We start from the raw sequence: 22286 nt of genomic DNA on the forward strand, positions 1-22286 counted from the left end.
TAGTTAAAAAAAGTTAAACAATTTTTATGCCAAACTATTCATTATGAGTAAGAACTTAACAAAGAGAGATGAAGACTATTCCAAATGGTATAACGAGCTTGTAGTCAAGGCTGATTTAGCCGAGAATTCAGGGGTTAGAGGCTGTATGGTAATCAAACCTTACGGCTATGCAATTTGGGAAAAAATGCAAGCGGAATTAGACCGTATGTTTAAAGAGACAGGTCACAGTAATGCCTATTTCCCTCTTTTTGTTCCCAAAAGTATGTTTGAGGCCGAAGAAAAAAATGCCGAAGGTTTTGCCAAAGAATGTGCCATCGTTACCCATTATCGTCTAAAAAATGATCCGGACAATCCGGGGAAATTGATAGTTGATCCAAACGCTAAATTGGAAGAAGAATTAATTGTTCGTCCTACCAGTGAAGCTATTATTTGGTCAACGTATAAAAATTGGGTACAATCGTATAGAGATTTACCTTTGCTCATTAATCAGTGGGCCAATGTGGTTCGTTGGGAAATGAGAACCCGGTTGTTTTTAAGAACCGCTGAGTTTTTATGGCAAGAAGGGCATACGGCACATGCCACTAAAGCGGAAGCTATCGGAGAATCTGAAAAAATGATGCATGTCTATGCTGATTTTGCCGAGAATTTTATGGCTATGCCGGTAATCAAAGGATTAAAGACCGAAACGGAACGTTTTGCAGGAGCAGAAGAAACCTATTGTATTGAAGCCTTAATGCAAGACGGAAAAGCATTGCAAGCCGGAACATCTCATTTCTTAGGCCAAAACTTTGCAAAGGCATTTGATGTTAAATTTGCCAACCAAGAAGGAAAACAAGAACACGTTTGGGGAACGTCTTGGGGCGTTTCAACCCGATTAATGGGTGCGTTAGTGATGACACATTCTGATGATAACGGATTGGTTTTGCCTCCAAACTTAGCCCCAATACAAGTCGTAATTGTACCTATTTTTAAAACGGACGAAGAATTTGAGGCTGTTTCAATAGCAGCAAACGATTTGGTTAGCCAATTCAGAAAACTCGGTGTTTCTGTTAAGTTTGACAACAGAACTACTCAAAAACCGGGCTTTAAGTTTGCCGAATGGGAATTAAAAGGCGTACCAGCTAGAATTGCCATCGGGCCAAAAGATCTAGAAAATGGTACTTTTGAAGTAGCCAGACGCGATACGTTGACCAAAGAAGTCATCGCAAAAGAAGGTGCGGTAAATTACGTCTCTGATTTGTTGGAACAAATTCAAAAAGATTTATTCAATCGTGCATTGGAATTTAGAAATACCCATGTAACTGAAGTCAATTCGTTTGAAGAATTTAAAAACGTTTTAGAAAATAAGACCGGTTTTATTGCGGCACATTGGGACGGAACACCTCAAACAGAAGAGAGAATTAAGGATTTGACCAAAGCAACCATTCGTTGTATTCCTTTAAATAGGGAGAATGAGGAAGGGATTTGTGTTTTTTCCGGGAACAAATCCGCTGGTAGAGTGTTATTTGCAAAAGCGTACTAAAAAAAAATAAAAAAAAATTATCTTCCCTCTTGCGAGAATAAAAAACAGTTGTATCTTTGCAACCGCAATCAGAAAGATGGCCCGTTCGTCTATCGGTTAGGACGCATGGTTTTCATCCATGTAAGAGGGGTTCGATTCCCCTACGGGCTACAATTTAAATAAAAGAAAAGAAAAAATGGCAAATCACAAGTCAGCTTTAAAGAGAATCAGAAGTAACGAAAAGAAAAGAGTGTTGAACAGATACCAACACAAAACGACTCGTAATGCAATCAAAGCATTAAGATTGGCTACAGATAAATCTGATGCTTCTGCTAAGTTATCTGCTGTTATTTCTATGATTGACAAATTGGCTAAGAAAAATATCATTCATGATAACAAAGCAGCTAATTTAAAATCAAAATTAACTAAGCACGTTACTAAGTTATAATCTAACTTACAAAACATAAAAAAGCACTCAATTTTGAGTGCTTTTTTGTTTTATATCATTGCTAAGATTTACTTTTTAAATTTTCAAGCATTTCTTTTGTTATTGGTTTGGAGAGAAAGTCAATTACCATTGGATAGCTTTTGGTTTTTTCAACATCATAAGGATCTATTGTAGACGAAAGCACAATGAATTTGGCTTCACTAAAAAGTTCATGATAACCGTTTTGAAGGTAGTTGTCTAAAAACTCCCAACCGTTCATTATAGGCATATTCAAATCTAAAAAGGTCAATTTAGGATAGGAGACGGTTTGATCCTTTTGGAGCTGCGGTGCTAATTCATCAAAATAGAAAATAGCTTCTTCTCCGTTTTTGGCCGTTAGTATTTCATGAGCAAAAGATACGCGTTCAATTACCTTTTTACAAAGCATTAAAGTTATGGCATCATCGTCTACACAAAGTATTTTATCCAGCATTTAATCAAAAAATGAGTTTAATTGTTTTTGAATGTGATGGTAAAAGTGGTTCCTTTATCCACTACACTCGATACGGTTATTGTTCCTCCCATAGCTTCTACTTGCGATTTCACTAAATACAATCCTAATCCTTTACTGTCGGGATGGTTGTGGAATCTTTGGTACAAACCGAATATTTTATCTTTATTTCTAACCAAATCTATTCCTATTCCGTTGTCCTTAAAGGTAAGGATTAAATCATCATCAACCACTTTAGAAGAGATGGTTACCCGCAATTGCTTGTTTTCGGATCTGTATTTGATAGCGTTCGTCAGTAAATTTAAAAAAATACTTTCTAAGTAAGACTTATTGATGTTCAAAATTGTAACTTCTTCCAAATCGATTTTTAAGATTGGTTTGTGTAACCCAATTAAAAAACTCAACTGATTGAAAACATTCTCGAAAATTTCTTTAATCAATACTTTCTCCTTTTGAATAGACGGATTGTCTTTGATGATAACAACCTTGACTAAATCATTGATGGTTTCATTTAGCAAATGCGTCGATTTAGTGAAACCTGTAATTATTTCTTTTAGTTCCGGATCTTCTATTGGCATGTCTTCCACCAAATTCAACAAACCGGTTAAATTAGACAGCGGCGCTCTTAAGTTGTGCGAAGTGATATAGGAGAATTGCTTTAAATCCTTATTGTTTTGGGTAAGCTCTCTAATGAGTTGTTCTCTTTCTTTTTCTTTGTTTTTTTCTTCTGTAACATCTCTTTGAATGGATATCCAGTGGGAATGTTCACCATCTTTGTTGGTCACAGGAATCATCGAGAAATTAATCCAAAATTCTTCGCCACTTTTTTTATAGCTAATGGTTTCTACATAACATTCTCTATATTCTTGGATAGCAGTTTTTAGTTTGTCAAATTCTAAAATGTCAGATTTTGGACCAAAGAACATCACGGGAGATTTGCCAATCACTTCCTCCGATTTGTAACCCGTCATATCAGTAAAAGCCGAATTGACGAAAATGATATTCGGAATGACTTCAACAGCAGTGTCAATATCGGTAATCATTACGGCATCCTTGGTTTGGGTAATCACCGTTTCTAATAATCTAAGACGTTGTTCTTCCTCTTTTTGTTTGGTGACATCCTGAATAGCTCCAATCATTCTTATGGGTTTCCCTTCTTTGTCTTTTACCAAGAAACCTCTATCAAAAACATACTTATAACTTCCGTCTGCACATTGAAAACGGTATTCGTCTTGCCATTTTTCTGTTTTTTGTTCCAAAAAGGAGTAGAGCTTCACCGACATCTTTAAACTGTCTTCCGGATGAATTCTTTCAAACCACCAATTTGAATTCTTACCAACGTCTTCTTTTTTGTATCCAAAAACACCTTGGATTCCTTTGTTCCAAATAAAACTATCCTCTTCAATTTTCCAATCCCAAATGGTATCACTAGTCGCTTTGGCTACAATGTCATAGCGCTCATTAGATTCCAGAATCTCATTGTTGGTTACCTGAAGTTTTTCAAAAACCGATTTGTTATTCTCGTCATTGCGATAAAGAATATACTTTAAAATTATCCCCGAAATAAGAATGAATATGAAGTCTCTTATATAAAAATAGAATGAAGATTTTTCAGCAGAAGTTTTGATATAATCTAAAAAAACTTGGTGACCAAGGATAGCCACAAACATTAAGATAATGACGTATGTTAATGTGATTTTATTAGAATTATTTTTCATTACTCCAAATATATAGATTTTCAAATTAGTTTTAAAATTTACCCAAAAACTTATTAAGTTTTTTATAAACTTTCATTCCAATTTTAATAAAGTGTAAACTAATTTGTTATTGGTTTTTTATCTGAAAATAAAGTGTACCTTTGCACCCACAAAAAAGCACACATGGAATCTATTAGAAACATTGCAATTATCGCTCACGTTGACCACGGAAAAACTACTTTGGTTGACAAAATTATGTATCACTGCCAGTTATTTCGTGAAAACGAAAACACAGGTGATTTAATTCTTGACAACAATGACCTAGAACGTGAAAGAGGAATTACCATTACTTCTAAAAACGTTTCGGTTCAATATAAAGGAACAAAAATCAACATTATCGATACTCCCGGTCACGCCGATTTTGGTGGAGAAGTAGAAAGAGTATTGAATATGGCTGATGGTGTTTGTCTATTGGTTGATGCTTTTGAAGGTCCAATGCCACAAACGCGTTTCGTATTACAAAAAGCAATCGACTTAGGATTAAAACCTTGTGTGGTTATCAATAAAGTAGATAAAGAAAACTGTACTCCGGAAGAAGTACACGAAAAGGTATTCGACTTAATGTTTGAATTAGGCGCAGAAGAATGGCAGTTGGATTTCCCAACCGTTTACGGTTCGGCTAAAAATAACTGGATGTCTGATGATTTCAGAAATGTAACTTCAAACATCGAGCCTTTATTGGATATGGTTGTTGAACATGTACCAGCACCAAAAGTATCTGAAGGAACACCTCAAATGCTAATTACTTCGTTAGATTTCTCAGCTTTTACAGGACGTATTGCTATCGGTCGTTTAGAAAGAGGTATCTTAAAAGAAGGAATGCCAATTTCTTTGGTAAAAAGAGATGGTACTGTAACAAAATCTAGAATTAAAGAATTACATACTTTTGAAGGTCTTGGCCGTAAAAAAGTAACAGAAGTAATTGCCGGAGATATTTGTGCTATTGTTGGTGTTGAGGGTTTTGAAATTGGTGATACTATTTCTGATTTTGAAAATCCAGAAGGGTTAGCTTCTATTGCTATCGATGAGCCAACCATGAGTATGTTGTTTACCATTAATGACTCTCCTTTCTTTGGTAAAGAAGGTAAATTTGTAACCTCACGTCACATTAGAGATCGTCTGACTAAAGAGTTAGAGAAAAACTTAGCGATGAAATTGGGTGAAACTGATTCTGCTGATAAATTCATGGTCTTTGGTCGTGGAGTACTTCACTTATCGGTTCTTATCGAAACCATGAGAAGAGAAGGTTACGAATTGCAAATTGGACAGCCACAAGTTATCATTAAAGAAATTGATGGTGTAAAATGTGAACCAATTGAAGAATTGACTATCGATTTACCAGAGCATTTATCAGGTAGAGCTGTTGAGTTCGTTACTATGCGTAAAGGTGAAATGCTGAGTATGGAAACTAAAGGGGAACGTATGATTGTTAAATTTAATATTCCATCTCGTGGAATTATTGGATTGCGTAATCAATTGCTTACTGCTACTGCTGGTGAGGCTATTATGGCACACCGTTTTATAGGATACGAACCTTACAAAGGAGAAATTGCCGGACGTAACAAAGGTTCATTAATTTCTATGGAAAAAGGAAAAGCGATTCCGTATTCTATCGATAAATTACAAGATCGCGGTAAGTTTTTTGTTGAACCAAATGCCGAAATTTACGAAGGTCAGGTAATCGGAGAAAACTCACGTGGTGATGATATGAGTGTAAACGTAACTAAAGAGAAAAAACAATCTAACGTTCGTTCTTCTGGAAATGATGAAAAAGCCAGAATTATTCCACCAATCATTTTCTCTTTAGAAGAAGCTTTAGAGTACATACAAAAAGATGAATATGTTGAGGTTACGCCAAAATCTATTCGTTTGAGAAAAATTTACTTAAACGAAAACGACCGAAAACGTAATAAAATATAAGTTCTATTGATCATAAAAAGAAACCCTTTCAGTAATGAGAGGGTTTTTTATTAGGAGCTATTTCCGGCTTTCCATTCTATCTTTTACACCTGTCAGGTTTTTAAAACCTGACAGGTGTAAAAGGATGCCATTCCAATCCGGGCTAGGGTTTAGTGCTTCAACAAAAACTCCAGCGGAATAGCCAAACGTTCAGCCCAAGCTTCCTCCGAATGATTTTTCCCGGGAAAGAATACCGTTTTCCAATTCACAGAAGTAAATCCTTTTTCACGCATAATCAAATCGACTTTTTGTTGCAACGGCGGATACAAAGCATCTAAAGTTTGGTCACCGTAATCAAAATAAATTCGGTTAGCTCTAAAATTCGGAAGATAAGTCTTCAAATAAGTATTAAAAGCATCAGGAATCGGATTGTTTTCTACCGCAAAAATCCCGGGCCAATGCGTCGAAATACAAGCCGCAGCTCCAAAAACTTCGGGATATTCACAAATAGCATACATCGAAATCAATCCGCCCATACTCGAACCGGCAATAAAGGTATTGTCTTTGTCAGCAAGGGTTGAAAAAGTCTTGTCGATAAAAGGTTTCAACTCGGTTACCAAAAATTTCAAATACAAATCAGAGTAAGGTTTGAAAACTTGCGTCGTTCTTCCTGCTTTTTTCAATTGGGCAGTAATCGTATCTCTTTGAACTTCGGTCAAATTCTCATAAGGCTTTTGCGGAAAGTATTCCGGATGGCGTTTCGCAGCAATATTCCAAATCCCAACAACAATAAATTTCTTGACTTTGCCTTCTGCATTTAATTTTCCGGCGACTTCATCCACTTCCCATGCTTGTTTGTTCCAAGTGGTTGAAGCATCAAACAGCATTTGACCGTCGTGCATGTACAAAACAGCATATTTTTCATTGGTATTATAGCCATTGGGCAACCAAACATCCACATTTCGGGCATCGACAAATTGGGATTTAAAATTCTCAAATCGTTGAACCCTGCCTTTGGAAACTTTGATGTCCTGAGCATTTATAAGCGAACAAAAAAGAATAATTGCCGCAGTCAGTTGGGTTTTCATAACCTTATCGCTTTAAAGTGAAATGTCCTTTGGCGCTACGACCATCTTCAAATTCAATGGAATACCAATAATCGTCAGCCGGCATTGGTCTTCCGTTGTAAGTTCCGTCCCAACCCGGACTGGTGGTTCCGATTTGTTTCAATAATTTTCCGTAGCGGTCAAAAATATAAATCGTTGAGCGATAATTGTAAAGTGCACTAACGCCTTTCACATTCCAATAGTCATGAAAACCATCACCATTAGGGGTAAAATATTTAGGAATACCCAAAACCGGAATCAAAATTGGCCCAAGCGAACCACAACCGTTTTGGTCTCTAACATACACTTCGTGAAAACCAATAGGAACATTGTTGAAGAAATTACTTTCTTGGTAAGGTCCGTTAATGTCATCTATCGCAAATTCGTAATCACCCAAACCTGTTACATTAACCATAATCGAATTGAGATCACTCAAATCTACCACATCAATTCCAAGAATTGTAGCAATTTCCGAACCTATGACACTGATATTTCTGGTTTTGGTACAATTGAAAGCATTAGTTACTTCCACGCTGTAAAGTCCGGGAGTACTTACCGTTATTGCGGAATTAGTTTGTCCCGGAATGATGACATTATTTTCATACCATTGGAATGTATAATTACTTGTTGGTGTTCCGTCTAAAATTCCGGCATCAATTAAGGCTTGGGTTTCGGGAAGACAAATGATTATGGTTTCTTCTTGGTCTATTTTAGGTGTCGGATTGACAATAAACGGAATAGTAATTTCAGCATAACAAGCCGTATTGATTGGGTTTTCAACCACAACTCTAACGTTTTGGGTATTGGTTCTGAACGGATTCGGAAGCTCGTTTGGAACAGTACTCGGAATCAACACATTATTTTGGTCATAATAATAAACAATCATACCGGTTTGCGTTCCCAAAATGGTGCTTAAAAATGTAGAAGTGTCAAAGTCAAAATAACCATCTTGAGCAATAGCAATTTGTTCGTCATCACAAGTAGTGGTTAGCGTATTAGGAATGGCAAAGGCTTCGGGTAAATCATCTACTATAAATTGAAGTGATACTTCGTCATAACAAGGTTGACCGCCGGTTTGCGTAGTATTATTACTTACTCTGATAGTAATCGTTTCGGTTCCCGTTACATTATACGGATTACCAAACGGTAAAATCTGCGTTCCATCAGCCCTAAAATATCTTACATTAACTCCGGTTTGACCGTTGACAACTGTAGCTTCAATTCCGGAAGTGTCAAAACCGTAAATCCCGTCATGATTGTCATCACAATGGCGAATCAAATTAGCAGCATTTACAGGATACGCTATCGGTAAAGCTTCAACCACTACATCAAAAGTTTTATAACCAAAGCAGGAATTGTCTATTGTACTGTCAACACGAACCCAAATGGTTTGGACATTAGGAAAACCAATATTTCTGTAATTGGTAATATCAACAATGGCCAAAGAATTTCCGGCAGCATCAGTTTCCGCTAAGAAATCGGCTTGGGTTTTATAGAATTTAATGGTAACATTGGCGGGAAGTATAGCCGCTAAACTGTTTTGAATGGCTGTAAAATTAAATGGTCCCGAAACACCATCATAATCATCATTAACCGCATCCAAATAATCGTCACACAAATACTGATTTGGAATCACAAAATTGGGTGGAATTTGCGTCACAGAAACTGCTAAATTAATTTGGACCACTCTAAAACAACCGTTACTGTTCTCCACACGAGCATAAACCACGGCATTCCCCGAAGTGTAAGCCAAAGGATTTGTTATTTCAAAAGCGGTATTTTCCGTATTGGCAGCTGTTGAAGTTGTGAAATAGGTAAAGGTTTCATTCAAATAATTGCCCGAAATCACATTGTTTTTCTGCGTAAGATTGAAAACCGAAATCGCATCAGTATCATCATCACATTGGATTAAGGAAATTGGTGTGGTAACTACAGGTAAAGCATAAGTAGTTAAAATCGCTGCATCGGAATACAAACCACAACTATTGCCGTTTTTGTTCAAAAACACACGGTATTGGTAACCCGCCATTGCAGGAGATACATTGGAAACAGTAAGTAAAACAGTAGTTACCCCTGAATAGGTTGCGTTATTAGTCAAATTGACCCAATTGGTTCCGCCATCAGTAGATAATTGCCATTGGTAACTGTTAACCGCAACTGAAGTTACTGTAAAAGTAGCCGACTGCAATTCACAAGTAGTCACATCTACCGGTTGCACCGAAATTGAAATAGGTGCTCCGATAAAATAATTACCGTTGGGAATTCCGTAACCACTGCTGCTATATAACAACCCATTTGGATCAACTGAATTAGGGAGATTCCCAAGGATTCCATCCCCATTTGGATCTAGATAACCAGCTTCAATGACATCAAAACAAAAGTCATCATCACTGTCCAACTCTATATAATTAAAAATGGTATCAGAATCAGTATCGGCCAATGTATAATTCAAAATCCCACTGTCGGTAGTTGTTTCTAAAGTATTTGCTAATCCATTTGTGCCAAAATTAGCTCCGTCAATTATTCCATCACTATTAGCATCTGTTGCATTGCTTTGTGCTTCGTCTAAATCATGAATTCCATCGTTGTCGGAATCTAAATCGAGATAGTTTAATACGCCATCGTTATCAGTATCAATAGGTGTTAACCCGTTTCCAAAAACATCATCTATTCCGTCATTATTGGTGTCTACGTTTGATAGTGCTTGCACATTTGTCCCTTGTGATTCTACAAAATCGAGTATGGAATCGTTGTCACTGTCATAGTCAATTTGGTTTGCAATACCATCATTGTCTGAATCTAAAGGAACACAAGTAGCCATTAATCGCAAAGCAACTCGGCTTGAATTGGTATCCACCAAGTTGATATTACTCACGGTGATGGCATCGATTAAATTACCTCTAATCGAAAAAGTTCCCGTTCCGGAAGCCAAAGAAATACTGCTGTTTAAACGAAAACGAATTTCAAAGGAAGAATAGGCAGTGATGCCGCTTTCGAAAATTCCGTCATAATTGGTGTCAATCAAAACTTGGTTATTCGGATTTAAAATCGTCAAGGTTTTATTGATCGGACAAGTGACTCTTATTTCAGTAGAGGCAGTAAACAAATCATTGGCCAAAGCCGTTGAAGCATATTCTACAGCCAAACTTATCGGATTGTTCCAAGTGGTGGTATAACTGACGCTGTTTTGTTTTCCGATTGCGGCTTCGGTTACAAAATTACCATTGGCATCCCCAACAATCGGGGTTGCAGAAGGTGTTCCTGACCCTGCAGTAGCAAAAGCACCTACAAAAGAATTGGTATAATTGCTCACTGTAACGGTTCCAATTGTGGTATTGGTTAAATTGATATTTTGATTGCCGTAGGATTCGTTACAATTGGTGATTCCGTCATTGTCATTATCTAAGTCAATATTATTATTTGTGCCGTCATTGTCGGTGTCAATAGGACAAGAGCTAACCGGAATTTCATTAGAATTTATAGGTAGTGAACAATTGGAAATCGTAGCCGAAACAAAATAATAACCCGGTCCGAGTGTTGAAGGAGTATAACTGCTGTTGGTAGCACCCGGAATTACACTTCCGTTAAAATACCACTGGAAAGTATCAAACGGACTCAAAGTATTTACAGACAAACTCGTATTGGGAATACAACTGGCTTGAATAGGGTCTAATTGGTTAAAGGAAATTTCAGGTTCAAAAGTAAAACCGGAATAAAACCCACCAAAAGTAGCTGCGCCACTGGTTCCATAAGCTGCTAAATACAATTCTTGGGTTGAAAAAACAGAAACGTCACCGGTTAAACCTGTGATAATATAAGTTTCATAATCCGCATTTCCAACCACATTGGTAGGTCCGATAACTGAGGCTGTCGCCGATAAATCGGCCAAAGTATAGCTTACGCCATCAATAATAAAATTTAAAGTAGCGCCGGTTTTGGTTACTATGGTAACTCTTCCGGTAAACTGTCGGTTGCCAATGAAATCTATAGAAGGAATGTTGTCGATGATTCTCGGAGTTTGGCAACTCAACGGCGGAACAAAAAACATTTCTTGATTTCTTTGGTCAATAGCGCTATTGTCACCAATGGTTTGATAAGCAAAAACTTTTTGGCTGGTGCTGATATATAAATTACCGTTGGCGTCAAAACTCGAACCGTCAAAAACCACATAATCTCCGGCATTTATAGTAGTAGCCGGTGTGGCTGAACCGCTCAGGTAAATTTCGGTATTGTCAACATCAGCGACTAATAAAACGGTTTCTACCATATCGATTCCGGTACTTTTGATAAAAATATATTCGTTAGTGTTGATGCGTTCCGAAGGTACTATTTGGTCAAATCCTAAGTCCAAGTTACCTGGTGCATTACTTCCGCCAAAAGAACCACAATTTAAAGCGATGGGTTTGTCTGAAGTTACTAATGAACCAATTAATCCGTCTCGATTTGCGTTGAGCGGTCCTTGAACAGCCATCACATAACTTTCCCCGCTATTTAAAACGATACTAAAAGGATTACTTCCGTTGGAGCTGTTGATGGGTTGGACACCAGCTCTGATATCGCTAAAATTTACCGTAGTATTATTTTCGGAAGCTAAAACCGAGATGAAAGTAGTGTGAATATCAACGTAGTTGTTGACAGCAAGATTCGTAATGGCGCCAATTCTGAATCGATTACCCAACGAAGCTTTTCCTTTGGATACTAATTCTCCGGCTTGATTTCCTGAACCTGCAGTTACCCTAGCCGAAACATAAATCAAGTCATCGGCTTCAACAATATAACCTTTATTGTTAAAAACATTATTGGCCATACTGGCATCAACATGTAATTGGGTGTCATTGCCAAAACCAACATTGTAGATATATGGCGTACTTCTGGATACAGTACCAGTGATAACACCTCCGCCCAACTCGATAATTCTGAAATTTATCGGATTGACGTTGGGTGTTGAAATGTATAAAAATTGGTCTTCTGAAGTCACACTACTTGCACCTGAAAGCGGCGGTATATAGTGCGTTTTACTAAATTGTGAAAAACAATTTATGCTGGAGAAAACAATAAGTAATAAAAAAAACAACTTCTTTTTCATTCGCTAAAATTAACAAATAAAAAAGAAAACATAAAGAGAAGTTTTTCTATTTATGTTTTCTTTAAGAATTGATTTTTTCCGCTGCGCTCCAAACTGTTCGGTTTCGCCTCGGGTGATAATTGATTTATAAATCTCGTTTTTTGATTATTTTATAGGAAGAGTAAATGAAGATGGCACTCCAAACCAAAACGATTAATAGGGAAGTAAAATGAACGTCATAATCTTTTACATTATTTTCTCCCACCACTGTTTGTATATTTTTGATAACACTCAATCTGGTGAAAGGTTCTATTACAAGATTACTCATAGATTCTAAAGGCATAAAGGCATAAACTTTATCGACCATTGGGTTTCTGTCAAATATTTCAAATTTTAAAATACCATAAGATATTTTCTCAATCAAGAACCAAATGAACAAAAATCCGATGGCAAAAGCCGAACGTTTAATCAATACCCCTAAAAACAAACAGAAGGAGAAAAAGCCAACTAGTTTGACAAAATAAGCCAGCAAGTATTCCATGTCAGAAAAAACGATGCCCAATTCGGTGTAAGAAGAAAAACTAAATCCTAAAATTAACGACATTACGAAGATAAAAACCGTCGAGCCAAAGGCAAAAAGTAAAACAGTCAGGAATTTGGAAAGGATAAATTCCTTTTTGCTCATACCGTCAATAAGGTTTTGTTTTAAAGTACCATAGCTGTATTCATTGGCCATCATCGAAACAATAACGACCGCTAAAAAGAACTTTAGTAAAGAAGCAATCCAAGAATTGAAATGCCATATAAACGGGAAGTTAAAGATGCCCATTTCGGCAAAATGAATTTTAAAAGTGCCAATGTCAAACTTGATAGAAGCTATTAAGGCAATAAAAGAAAGGATAACAAAATAACCAATCGTCAAAACTTTACTGGCGCGATTTTTCCAGATTTTTTGTAATTCTATAGCGAGTAATCTTTTCATAATCGTGCGTTTATTGTTTGGTTAAGGCTAAAAATTGTTCTTCTAAACTCTGTTTTTTCAAAACCAAATGATTCAAACAAATGCCTTGGTCAAATAAATATTTATTTAATTGTGCTGCCTCAACAATGCTTTTGAAATGAGCAATTACTTTACCCTCAACCTCCGAAGCTTTTTCGATTTCTGGATGCTGGTTTAAAGCTTGTAAAAGTTTTTGGTTGTCATTGGCCTGAAGCTCAAAATAACCTTCATGTGCTATCATGCCGTCAACGGTTCCGTTGTACAAAATTTGACCATAACGCAAAACCAATACATGACTACAGACTTTTTCGACTTCATCCAACAAGTGAGAAGCCAATAGAATCGTCGTGCCTTGTGAAGCAATCAATCGTATAATATCTCTGATTTGGTGAATTCCTTGTGGGTCCAAACCGTTAGTAGGTTCGTCCAAAATTAAAATTTCAGGGTCGTTTAAAAGTGCGGAGGCAATGGCCAAACGCTGCTTCATTCCGAGTGAAAAGGTTTTAAACTTGCTGTCTTTTCTGTCCATAAGACCAACGATTTCCAGTTTTTCGTTGACTTTTGCATAATTGATGCCTTTAATTTTACATACCAATTCCAGGTTTTCTTTGGCTGTCATGTAAGGGTAAAAATTCGGGCGTTCAATGATGGCGCCAACTTTTTTGAGGGCTTCATGCGTTTGCATAGCGCCGTCAAACCAACTGTAGTCGCCGGAAGTTTTGTTAACCACATTCAAAACGATACCTAAAGTCGTAGATTTTCCACTTCCGTTTGGACCGAGAATGCCATAAACATTGCCTTTGTGTATTTCGAGGGAAACGTCTTTAACAGCTTGTATTTTGCCGTAACGTTTGTTGAGTTTGTTAATTGAAAGAATAGTTGATTCCAATGGTCAGGTTTTTTGGTTTAGGGTATGACGATTGAAATATCGATTTGTTACTGTTCTTTTTTAGTAAAGTAAAATTTAGTAATGAATTGCTTTTTCAGATTCAAATAGAAAAGTGTTTCATTGATTTCTTTGAGTTTGGAAGTCAGCGTTATTTTTTGACCTCTACTGTCATTGGTAGCTTGCATTTTGCAAACATTACATTCGTATTCACTAAAATGAATATTGATTTTTTTGGTTTCCACAAAGCGATGTCCAAGGATGGAACAGCGATAACTTTTATTGACCATTCCTTGAGTTAAGTAGTTTAGTTTCATAGGATAAGGTTTTATTTAGGTATAGTAAATCTATAGTTTTACCGTTTAGGAGCAAAAAATAGTCGTCAAAATACACTATATCGATGTATTATAATGAACAAAACTTACAAAAATAAACTTTTAAAATCCAAATTTATTGGTACGGAACAATAATTGGTTGGCCAATTTGAAAATCGGGTAGGGCTAAGTCGTTGTTTTTGAAGGAGTTTGTTTTGTAAACATTATCGCCTTCAAATGGAATAGAAGGATAATAGGAAAAGGAAATTTGGAAACTGTTGAATACTAAATAATCATTATTTATCAGCATACCCAAACTGAATTTAGAATACAATCGGCCGTCGAGGAATTTGTCGGTTTCATTGCCTAAAAAGCCAAAAGTCATGTTGTAAAAAGGACTAAAGTGAAATCCGTGCCAATTACCCGGAGCATAAGTTTGGGTTTGAAAAGCCACAGAAAGTTTCCTCGTTCCGTTGATTAATGGGTTATTAAATCCGATGATGCCATTGTCGTCAGAAAGTAACACTCGGTCTTTAATAATTGGCGCTCTATGATTTCCTAAAACCAATGTAGGTTTGACAAACTGTCTTATTTTCCAATTCCCTAAATATTGCAAATTGGTAAAATAATTGCCTTCAATTCTAAAAGTAGTTTCCTCGGTGCAACCATTGTTGAAAAAACTTCCCCATTCAATATTGGCACTTAAATAACCAATAGAGAAATAATCACCATAGGCAAATCGACCGCCAAAATAACTTCTTCTCTTATTATTTTTATCCTGAAATCCACCTGTGATAGAGTACACTTGTCCATAAGGAATATCCTCAATGATGCCAAAGTTGAATAAATATTTATCTTCAGCAAATTTTCGGGTATTCAAACCAATAGTAGCCAAGTATAGTTTTTCTGAAGCAAAAAACCGTGTTGGGTCATAGGCAATGGTCGGAATTTCGAGATAGTTGACATTTTTGTATCCAAAAGAGGTTACCAAATTGGTTGTTCGGTAGTCTTCGTCTTTTCCACTAAAAATTTTAAACGAATGCCCTAGCCAATATTCCTGAGTTTCTAATTTGAATCGATGGTTTTCAAAAGTACCGATATTGTCCGGTAACGAATCAACATAAAATCGGTTTTCAAAATAAACACCACCGGCCAAACGGGTAAATGGGGAAAAGAATTGACGCTCAATTCGAGCACTTTTTATGGTATTGTTGTTTATTGAATTTTCATAAGTCAGTTCCGTATTGATAAAAGTATTTTTAATATTACTAATCGAGTATTGACCTAAGTAAGCGCTTTTTCCGGTGTCAAATTGCTTGGCAAAATCGTTTCTGAATTCGTGACCAAGGCCTAAAAAATTTCGTTCAGTCAATTCAAAATTACCTCTGGAACTCGACAAACTTCCGGTTGGAATCAAACTCCAAGAATCTAAAACACGTATCGAAATATCAACAGAATCTTTGCTGCCCGGAATTTCTACAGGTTTAATAATAACACTTCGGGTGTAACGTTGGCGTCGAATCAAACGCTCCGATTCTTTGACAACAAGTGAATCTAGAGGCTGGTTTTTTTTAAAAAGCAACTGATTTCTAATCGTCCAGGTTTTGGATTTAAGGTGAAGTTTGTTTCCAAATTTTTCAAATCCTTTTTCGGGTGCATCTTTATAATTATCAATCGAATACCCAAAAGGATCTAAGGTTTCGATATTGATATTTCGGATGATTTTGCCTTCGTTTCTGTCAAAAGACTTTTTGATTAAAAACCGTTTTCTTTTGATACTTGCCGTTGATGCTTTTGCCTTTCGGTTAGATTTAAACAATAATTTGTAGATGAATTTATTGAACTTACTTTTTTTGGAGTAAGTTTCAATTTTCTTATATACTTTGACGGAGTCATTACCACTATGGGTTTCCTTTTCCTGTGCCAATAGATTTTGGGCACAAAGAAAGAAGAGTAGGAAGTATATGTAATGTTTTGAGGACATGCTTGTTCAATAACTAATCTTGAAAGGTATAAAATTAATCACCATTTAAAAAAAATCCCCAATTATTTTAACAATTGAGGATTTTTTTTAAATGGTGATTAATTTTAAACCGGCGCTTTAGCTTTTCTGTTCTTTATTGAAGTAAACCAAGTAATAGTACATTTGTTTTTCTTCATCCCAACCCTTTTCAACATATTTCTCTGCACTTTCCGGATTGATAAAATCGAGTTTGATTTGAATATTGGTATCCAAATTAATTACGTTTTTAATTGACTTTCGAGCGTCAGTTACTGCTGCATTGGCAATAGGGAAATTGGTAATGTCTTCTATGCTGTATTTTTCGCCTTTGTCTACTTTGTAGTTTTTGAATTCCGGAATCAAATCAGGATTGTCTAATACTTCGTTTAAGAATTTGCTTTCTTCGAATTCGTCGTTTTTGGCAAAAAAGTTAACTGAGCGATTCATAAACATTACTTCTTCCTTCTTGTCTTCTGCCGGAAGAACCACGTCTTTGGCAAAACCTTGACAGAATTTCAAATACTTTTTGGTATAAAAATTTTCATCTTGAAAGGCATCTACCGAAAGGAAATGTTCCAACCAATAACGCGCATCATAACGGTTGCTGTCAATGGTTAAAATTTTGTAACCTTCTTCTTTTTTGTAATTAAAAATCAAACAACCTTTATCTAGTTTGTTCAAGTTAATTCCTTGTTGTAAAATCATTTCCAGTGTAGCGCCTTTTTCTTCAAACTGCATAAAATCAGATTTGATTTCGCTTTTGAAAACGCCAATTGCATCAACCACATTATTGTCGATAGAAACATTGGTCAAATGCGCCACATAAACTTCACCGTTTTTGATATGCGGATGATTAGATTGTTCGAATAAATGCTTGGTAATCTTTTTAGAAACTTCGTGCGTATCACTCGGATTGGTAAAGATTTCTGTCGCCAAGTTGAACATGTCGTTGTACTCCAAATCGACATCGTGTGCAAATTGAAAGTAATTCTCTTCTTTCTCACGGAAAGGTTTAAAAAAATATTCCTTCAAAAGCGGCACAATTTCGTCATTTAAACCATAAGGTTGTTCTGAAAGAAAAATGGCTTCGTTACGGCTTTTGTTTCCAACTCGGTGGATGGATAAGGACTCGATGTGGGCGTTGAATAGGTTGATCATTTTTTAGTGGCTGAGTAGCTGAGTTACTGAGTAGCTGAGATTATTTTAGTCTTTTCGAGAAGGAAATAATCATGGCTTCTAGTTCTCTAGTTTCGACATATAAATTTTTAAATTCGTTTTCGTTTAGGTAATTGATGTTTTTTGCAATCTCAATTTGTGTTTGAAACTCAAATAAAGAACTGATGGCAATATTTATAAATCTTGAAAATTCTTTGTTACTTTCCCTTCCATAACCCTCAGCAATATTACTAGGAAGTGATATAGCACTTCGTCTTATTTGTGATGTTAGACCAAATAATTCTTCTTTCGGAAATTTTTGGGTAGTTTGATAGGTATTGGTTACCAAAGTCATTGCTTTTTGCCAAATAAATAAGTCTCTGAATGTTTTCATTTTCTAAGTTTTTTATTACACAAAAATAAGAAAAAACTTAGCTATTCAGTAACTCAGCTACTCAGTAACTTTAATTCCAATTCTCCTCAAATCCAAAATCCTCAAAGCTGTCATCTCCGCCAAACGTGTCTAAATCATCCTCGTCTAAATCGTCTTCAAATTCGGAGTAGAAATCTTCGCCTTCAGCTTCAAATTCTTTTTCAGGCGCTATGGCAGGCAATACGCCGTGAGAGAATAATAAATTGGGGTAGATTATACCGGTTTCTGCCTCTTCAACGGCGGCCAATTCGACTAAGAATGTCCACATATTGATGAAGTCATACACGTAAATAATTTTGGTTTGGTCTTCGCCTAATAATTGGTTCAAAGGATAATCGCTCATGATTTTCATTTCACCCGGAACATCGCCCGAATCAAACATCGGAATTTCCTCTTCCTGGTTCCATTGGTCATCACAAGTATAGAATGAAGCCACTTCTAAACCGTCAAAGCCAAAGGCATTAACTATGGCGTTGTGCAAATCTTCTAAAGTGTCCTCTTCCTGAATCGCAATGTCTCTGAAAACATCTTCTTCGGCATCAAGAATAGCTCTGAATTTATAAATCATAATCTTAATTTTTATAAGCGCACAAAGGTAAATTTAATTTGCAATATTTGATTTCTCAGAGGCGAATTGTTGAAAACTATTTGCATAAAAAAACCCGACGTTATGGTCGGGCTTTTTGATTATTTATTTTCGGTTTGACACAATCCGACTATTTTATGGAATGTATCGTGAAGAGCAGCTAAAGCTTTCTTTATTTCGTCGTCACCGGCTTTTCTTTGCACTAAATCATTAACCTTTTTAGTGTCTTTTTTCAAAACTACTATCGATTCTATAAGTTTTGGTGTGCGATATTCTTCCGGCATATTTTCTACGGCTAATGCTTCAGCTCGTTCAACCAATAATTCAGAGTTCAATTTGATAGGATTTAAGTTCCCTTCTTCAGAAGAATGAAACGATTTGGATATAACTTCATGGTAAGCCTTAATTTCCGGCCATCTTTCAGTAATTGTTTGGGCTGATGCGCTGTTTAAAGCAAAAAAAGCCGCAATTGCCAATAGTGATTTGATAATTTTCATTGTCTTAGTGATTTTTGGTAATGCAATGCTACTGATTTTTATTTGTATTTTTTGTTAAAGATATTTTTTTTTTAGAAACGATTTACAATTCATCCACTCAAAATTACATTTCAGTCAATTTAAATTTCATAGCTTTATCCTTTGTTGCAAGTTTGCTTCATCAAAACAAAAAGCATGAAGACAATTTACACTTTTCTATTTTTTTTAGTTGCTTTAACTAGTAATGCACAACAAATCGTTTCGGGAACTGTATTGGATGAAAAAAACAAACCCATAGTCGGAGCCAATATTTTTATCGATGGCACATATGACGGTAGCACGTCTGATGAAAACGGGAATTTTAAATTCAACACAACCGCCATTGGCAATCAGGTTTTGGTGATTAGTTTCTTGACTTATGAAACTTTAAAAACGCCAATTGACGTAGCGACTTGTCAAAACAAATCCTTCAAACTTAAAGAAAGTGTCAATTCACTCGATGCGGTTATCGTTACTGCCGGAACTTTTGATGCCGGTGATAAAGCCAGAGTTTCGGTTTTGAAACCCTTAGATATTGTTACTACAGCCGGAGCAATGGGCGATATCGTCTCTGCATTGCAAACATTACCCGGAACACAAACCGTTGGCGAAGACGGAAGATTATTCGTTCGCGGTGGTGAAGCCGATGAAACCCAAACTTTTGTAGATGGTATAAGAGTAGCGCAACCTTATGGTGCGACGACAGCGAATGTACCAACTCGCGGTAGATTTTCTCCCTTTTTGTTCAGCGGAATGTCGTTTTCTACCGGTGGTTATTCTGCCGAATATGGCGAAGCGTTGTCGAGTGTCTTACTGTTAAACACCCAAGACGAAGCCGTTGAAGAGAAAACCGATATTTCTTTGATGACTGTTGGTTTAGGCTTAGCCAATACCCAAAAATGGGGCAACAACTCCTTGAGTTTTAACACTGCCTACATTAATTTGGCTCCATACCAAAAAGTATTTCCGCAACGCGCCGATTGGAACAAACCTTTTCAATCGCTTTCAGGAGAAGCGGTTTACCGACACAGTTTTACGAATGGTATGTTCAAATTGTACGCGGCGTTTGATGCATCACAATTCGATATCAACAGTGAATCGATTAACAATCCGGAAAAAATCAGAGTCGATTTGGACAATAATAATTTTTATTTGAATTCGTCTTACAAAATCAATTTTGGTTCCCAATGGCAATTGTTTACCGGTTTAAGTTATGGTTATAGCCAAAATAAAATCAGTTTAGATTTAGATAATGTAGCCAACTCAGAACATTCATCTCATTTGAAACTAAAACTAAAAAAATCATTTTCAGATAGGGTGAAGTTATCATTTGGTGGCGATTATTTCATTACAAAATTCGACGAAGATTTCAAACAATACGAAGGCAACACTTTCAAAAGCGGTTATGATGCGAACATCGCAGCTTTCTTTACCGAAGCGGATATTTTCTTCTCTAAAAAGTTTGCCGTAAAATTAGGCGCGAGATTATCTAATAATGATTTATTAGCCGAAACAGTCGTTGCTCCGAGAGCTTCTTTGGCTTATAAAATTTCCAAAAATGGTCAGTTTTCATTTGCCTACGGAAGTTTTACCCAAGCGCCAAGACAAGACTATTTGAAATACGCGGATTATTTGAACAGTGAAAAAGCCCAACATTATATTTTGAACTACCAATACAGCAAAGACCGAAGAACGTTTCGCGCAGAGGTTTACTTTAAAGATTATTCCGATTTGGTAAAATATGACACTGAAGTTTCTCAATTTGACACCAATTTCAACAATACCGGAACCGGTTATGCCAAAGGTTTAGACGTTTTTTGGAGAGATAATAAAACCGTTAAAAATGTTGAATACTGGGTTTCTTATTCGTTTATTGACACCCAAAGAAACTATAAAAACTATGCAGCAGAAGTAACCCCAAGCTTTGTGGCCAATCATAGTTTAAGCGTAGTAAGCAAATGGTGGATAAACAAACTAAAATCGCAATTGAGCATTACTAATTCCTTCACTACTGGAAGACCTTATAATAATCCGAATGAGTCGGAGTTTATGAATGGCAGAACCAAAGGCTACAATAATTTGAGTTTGGGCTGGGCTTATTTAATGTCGCAACAAAAGATTTTGTACTTTTCAGTATCCAATGTTTTGGGAACTGCCAACGTTTTTGGTTACGAATATGCAAATTCACCAAATACCGAAGGCGTTTACAACAGAAGAACCATCAGACCAACGGCTGACCAGTTTTTCTTCGTAGGTTTCTTTTGGACGATTAGTGAGAATAAGAAGGAGAATCAGTTGGATAATCTGTAAAAGGTAACTGAGTTGCTTAGTAACTGAGAGCCTGAGTAAAAAAAAAACTCAGCCACTCCAAGAAAAACAATTCATCCCCAAAAATCAACAATTCAGTAACTATAAGTTTTACAACAACAAAAACCGAGATACTTTTGGACTATAAAATAACAAGAGTTTTAATCATCAAATAAATTAAAAGACATGACAAAAATTATCACCACTATCGCATTATTCGTTTGTTCGTTATTATCAGCACAAACACAATTTGAACAAGGCATGGGCAAATCGCTCGGACTTTGGGGAGAAGGCAAAGCACAGGAAGCTTCCGATTTAATGGAGCGCATCTCAGCCGCAGAAAAAACCAATTGGTTACCAAATTATTACATAGCCTTAATCAACACCACGGAAGCTTTCAATCCGGCAAATAAAGCTAAAGTGCCGGCGTTGTTAGAAAAAGCACAAAACGCTCAAGATGCAGCCACAATGATTAGCCCAAACAACCCGGAATTAATGGTAATGCAAGCTATGATTTACACTGCAATGATTGTTCAAGATCCAATGGTCAACGGCATGAAATATTCTCCTAAAGTGATGGAATTATACACTAAAGCCAGAATCATTGCACCCGAAAATCCAAGAGTAGTTTTTAGCAAAGCCGATTTTGAAATGGGTGGCGCACAATGGACAGGTGCCGATGTAAAAAAGCTTTGTGAAGAAATCGCAAGTTCCATTCCACTGTTTGAAAGATTCCAACCAGAAACACCTTTTCACCCAAATTGGGGATTGGAAAGAGCACAACAATCCTTGAAAAATTGTAAATAAAGCTAAGCTACTCAG

General features: G+C 36.4%; 17 protein-coding genes and 1 tRNA gene. 6 read left to right on the forward strand and 12 right to left on the reverse strand.

Annotated elements, in window-relative coordinates; translation table 11 throughout:
- Positions 1-43 precede the first annotated feature (43 nt).
- The 3 genes from proS to rpsT all read left to right on the forward strand — a co-directional run bounded on the left by proS (position 44) and on the right by rpsT (position 1949).
- Positions 44-1522, forward strand: coding sequence for a proline--tRNA ligase (gene proS / locus ACK4HO_RS06400; RefSeq protein WP_409664162.1), 1479 nt, complete (start codon positions 44-46; stop codon positions 1520-1522).
- 78 nt (positions 1523-1600) lie between these two features.
- Positions 1601-1672 (forward strand) — tRNA-Glu (locus tag ACK4HO_RS06405).
- A gap of 25 nt (positions 1673-1697) precedes the next feature.
- Entirely contained in the window at positions 1698-1949 is a 252-nt protein-coding gene (gene rpsT / locus ACK4HO_RS06410; protein WP_236464581.1) for a 30S ribosomal protein S20, read from the forward strand.
- A gap of 61 nt (positions 1950-2010) precedes the next feature.
- Here rpsT and ACK4HO_RS06415 read toward each other — a convergent pair whose 3' ends face one another.
- Together ACK4HO_RS06415 and ACK4HO_RS06420 are read right to left on the reverse strand one after the other, a co-directional pair.
- Positions 2011-2421 carry a response regulator gene (locus ACK4HO_RS06415; protein ID WP_409664165.1) on the reverse strand — a complete coding sequence of 137 codons (411 nt, stop codon included), beginning with the start codon at positions 2419-2421 and terminating at the stop codon, positions 2011-2013.
- 17 nt (positions 2422-2438) lie between these two features.
- A complete protein-coding gene (locus tag ACK4HO_RS06420; RefSeq protein ID WP_409664167.1) occupies positions 2439-4157 on the reverse strand; it encodes a PAS domain S-box protein in 1719 nt (572 codons plus the stop codon).
- Positions 4158-4319: 162 nt separating this feature from the next.
- Between ACK4HO_RS06420 and typA the strand changes: the two genes are divergently transcribed.
- Positions 4320-6116: a translational GTPase TypA gene (gene typA, locus ACK4HO_RS06425; protein ID WP_409664169.1), complete on the forward strand. Its 1797-nt coding sequence runs from the start codon at positions 4320-4322 to the stop codon at positions 6114-6116.
- 149 nt (positions 6117-6265) lie between these two features.
- On the opposite strand, the gene ACK4HO_RS06430 is transcribed toward typA, so the two are convergent.
- The 10 genes from ACK4HO_RS06430 to ACK4HO_RS06475 form a co-directional block, all read right to left on the reverse strand.
- Entirely contained in the window at positions 6266-7183 is a 918-nt protein-coding gene (locus ACK4HO_RS06430) for an alpha/beta hydrolase (protein WP_409664171.1), read from the reverse strand.
- 4 nt (positions 7184-7187) lie between these two features.
- Complete coding sequence (locus ACK4HO_RS06435; protein WP_409664173.1) at positions 7188-12287, reverse strand: T9SS type B sorting domain-containing protein; 5100 nt, start codon at positions 12285-12287, stop codon at positions 7188-7190.
- A gap of 124 nt (positions 12288-12411) precedes the next feature.
- The gene (locus ACK4HO_RS06440; protein ID WP_409664175.1) at positions 12412-13248 is read right to left on the reverse strand and encodes an ABC transporter permease; all 837 of its coding nucleotides are present in this window, start codon (positions 13246-13248) and stop codon (positions 12412-12414) included.
- A 10-nt stretch (positions 13249-13258) separates the two neighbouring features.
- Positions 13259-14155, reverse strand: coding sequence for an ABC transporter ATP-binding protein (locus tag ACK4HO_RS06445; protein WP_409664177.1), 897 nt, complete (start codon positions 14153-14155; stop codon positions 13259-13261).
- A 47-nt stretch (positions 14156-14202) separates the two neighbouring features.
- Positions 14203-14469, reverse strand: coding sequence for a hypothetical protein (locus tag ACK4HO_RS06450; RefSeq protein ID WP_409664179.1), 267 nt, complete (start codon positions 14467-14469; stop codon positions 14203-14205).
- Between the two features lie 133 nt (positions 14470-14602).
- Positions 14603-16450 (reverse strand): hypothetical protein, encoded by a 1848-nt coding sequence (locus ACK4HO_RS06455; protein WP_409664181.1) that lies wholly within the window; start codon positions 16448-16450, stop codon positions 14603-14605.
- Between the two features lie 117 nt (positions 16451-16567).
- The gene (locus tag ACK4HO_RS06460; protein WP_409664183.1) at positions 16568-17626 is read right to left on the reverse strand and encodes a nucleoid-associated protein; all 1059 of its coding nucleotides are present in this window, start codon (positions 17624-17626) and stop codon (positions 16568-16570) included.
- Between the two features lie 40 nt (positions 17627-17666).
- Positions 17667-18017: a four helix bundle protein gene (locus ACK4HO_RS06465; RefSeq protein ID WP_409664185.1), complete on the reverse strand. Its 351-nt coding sequence runs from the start codon at positions 18015-18017 to the stop codon at positions 17667-17669.
- 70 nt (positions 18018-18087) lie between these two features.
- Positions 18088-18624, reverse strand: a complete 537-nt coding sequence (locus ACK4HO_RS06470) for an IS1096 element passenger TnpR family protein (protein WP_409664187.1) — start codon at positions 18622-18624, stop codon at positions 18088-18090.
- Between the two features lie 119 nt (positions 18625-18743).
- Positions 18744-19139, reverse strand: a complete 396-nt coding sequence (locus ACK4HO_RS06475; protein WP_409664189.1) for a hypothetical protein — start codon at positions 19137-19139, stop codon at positions 18744-18746.
- 174 nt (positions 19140-19313) lie between these two features.
- On the opposite strand from ACK4HO_RS06475, the gene ACK4HO_RS06480 reads away from it, so the two are divergent.
- Both ACK4HO_RS06480 and ACK4HO_RS06485 read left to right on the forward strand, forming a co-directional pair.
- A complete protein-coding gene (locus tag ACK4HO_RS06480) occupies positions 19314-21467 on the forward strand; it encodes a TonB-dependent receptor (protein ID WP_409664191.1) in 2154 nt (717 codons plus the stop codon).
- Positions 21468-21650: 183 nt separating this feature from the next.
- Entirely contained in the window at positions 21651-22271 is a 621-nt protein-coding gene (locus tag ACK4HO_RS06485) for a hypothetical protein (RefSeq protein WP_409664193.1), read from the forward strand.
- The last annotated feature ends 15 nt before the right edge of the window (positions 22272-22286 follow it).

The sequence above is a fragment of the Flavobacterium sp. genome (assembly GCF_046296355.1).
Taxonomy (GTDB): domain Bacteria; phylum Bacteroidota; class Bacteroidia; order Flavobacteriales; family Flavobacteriaceae; genus Flavobacterium.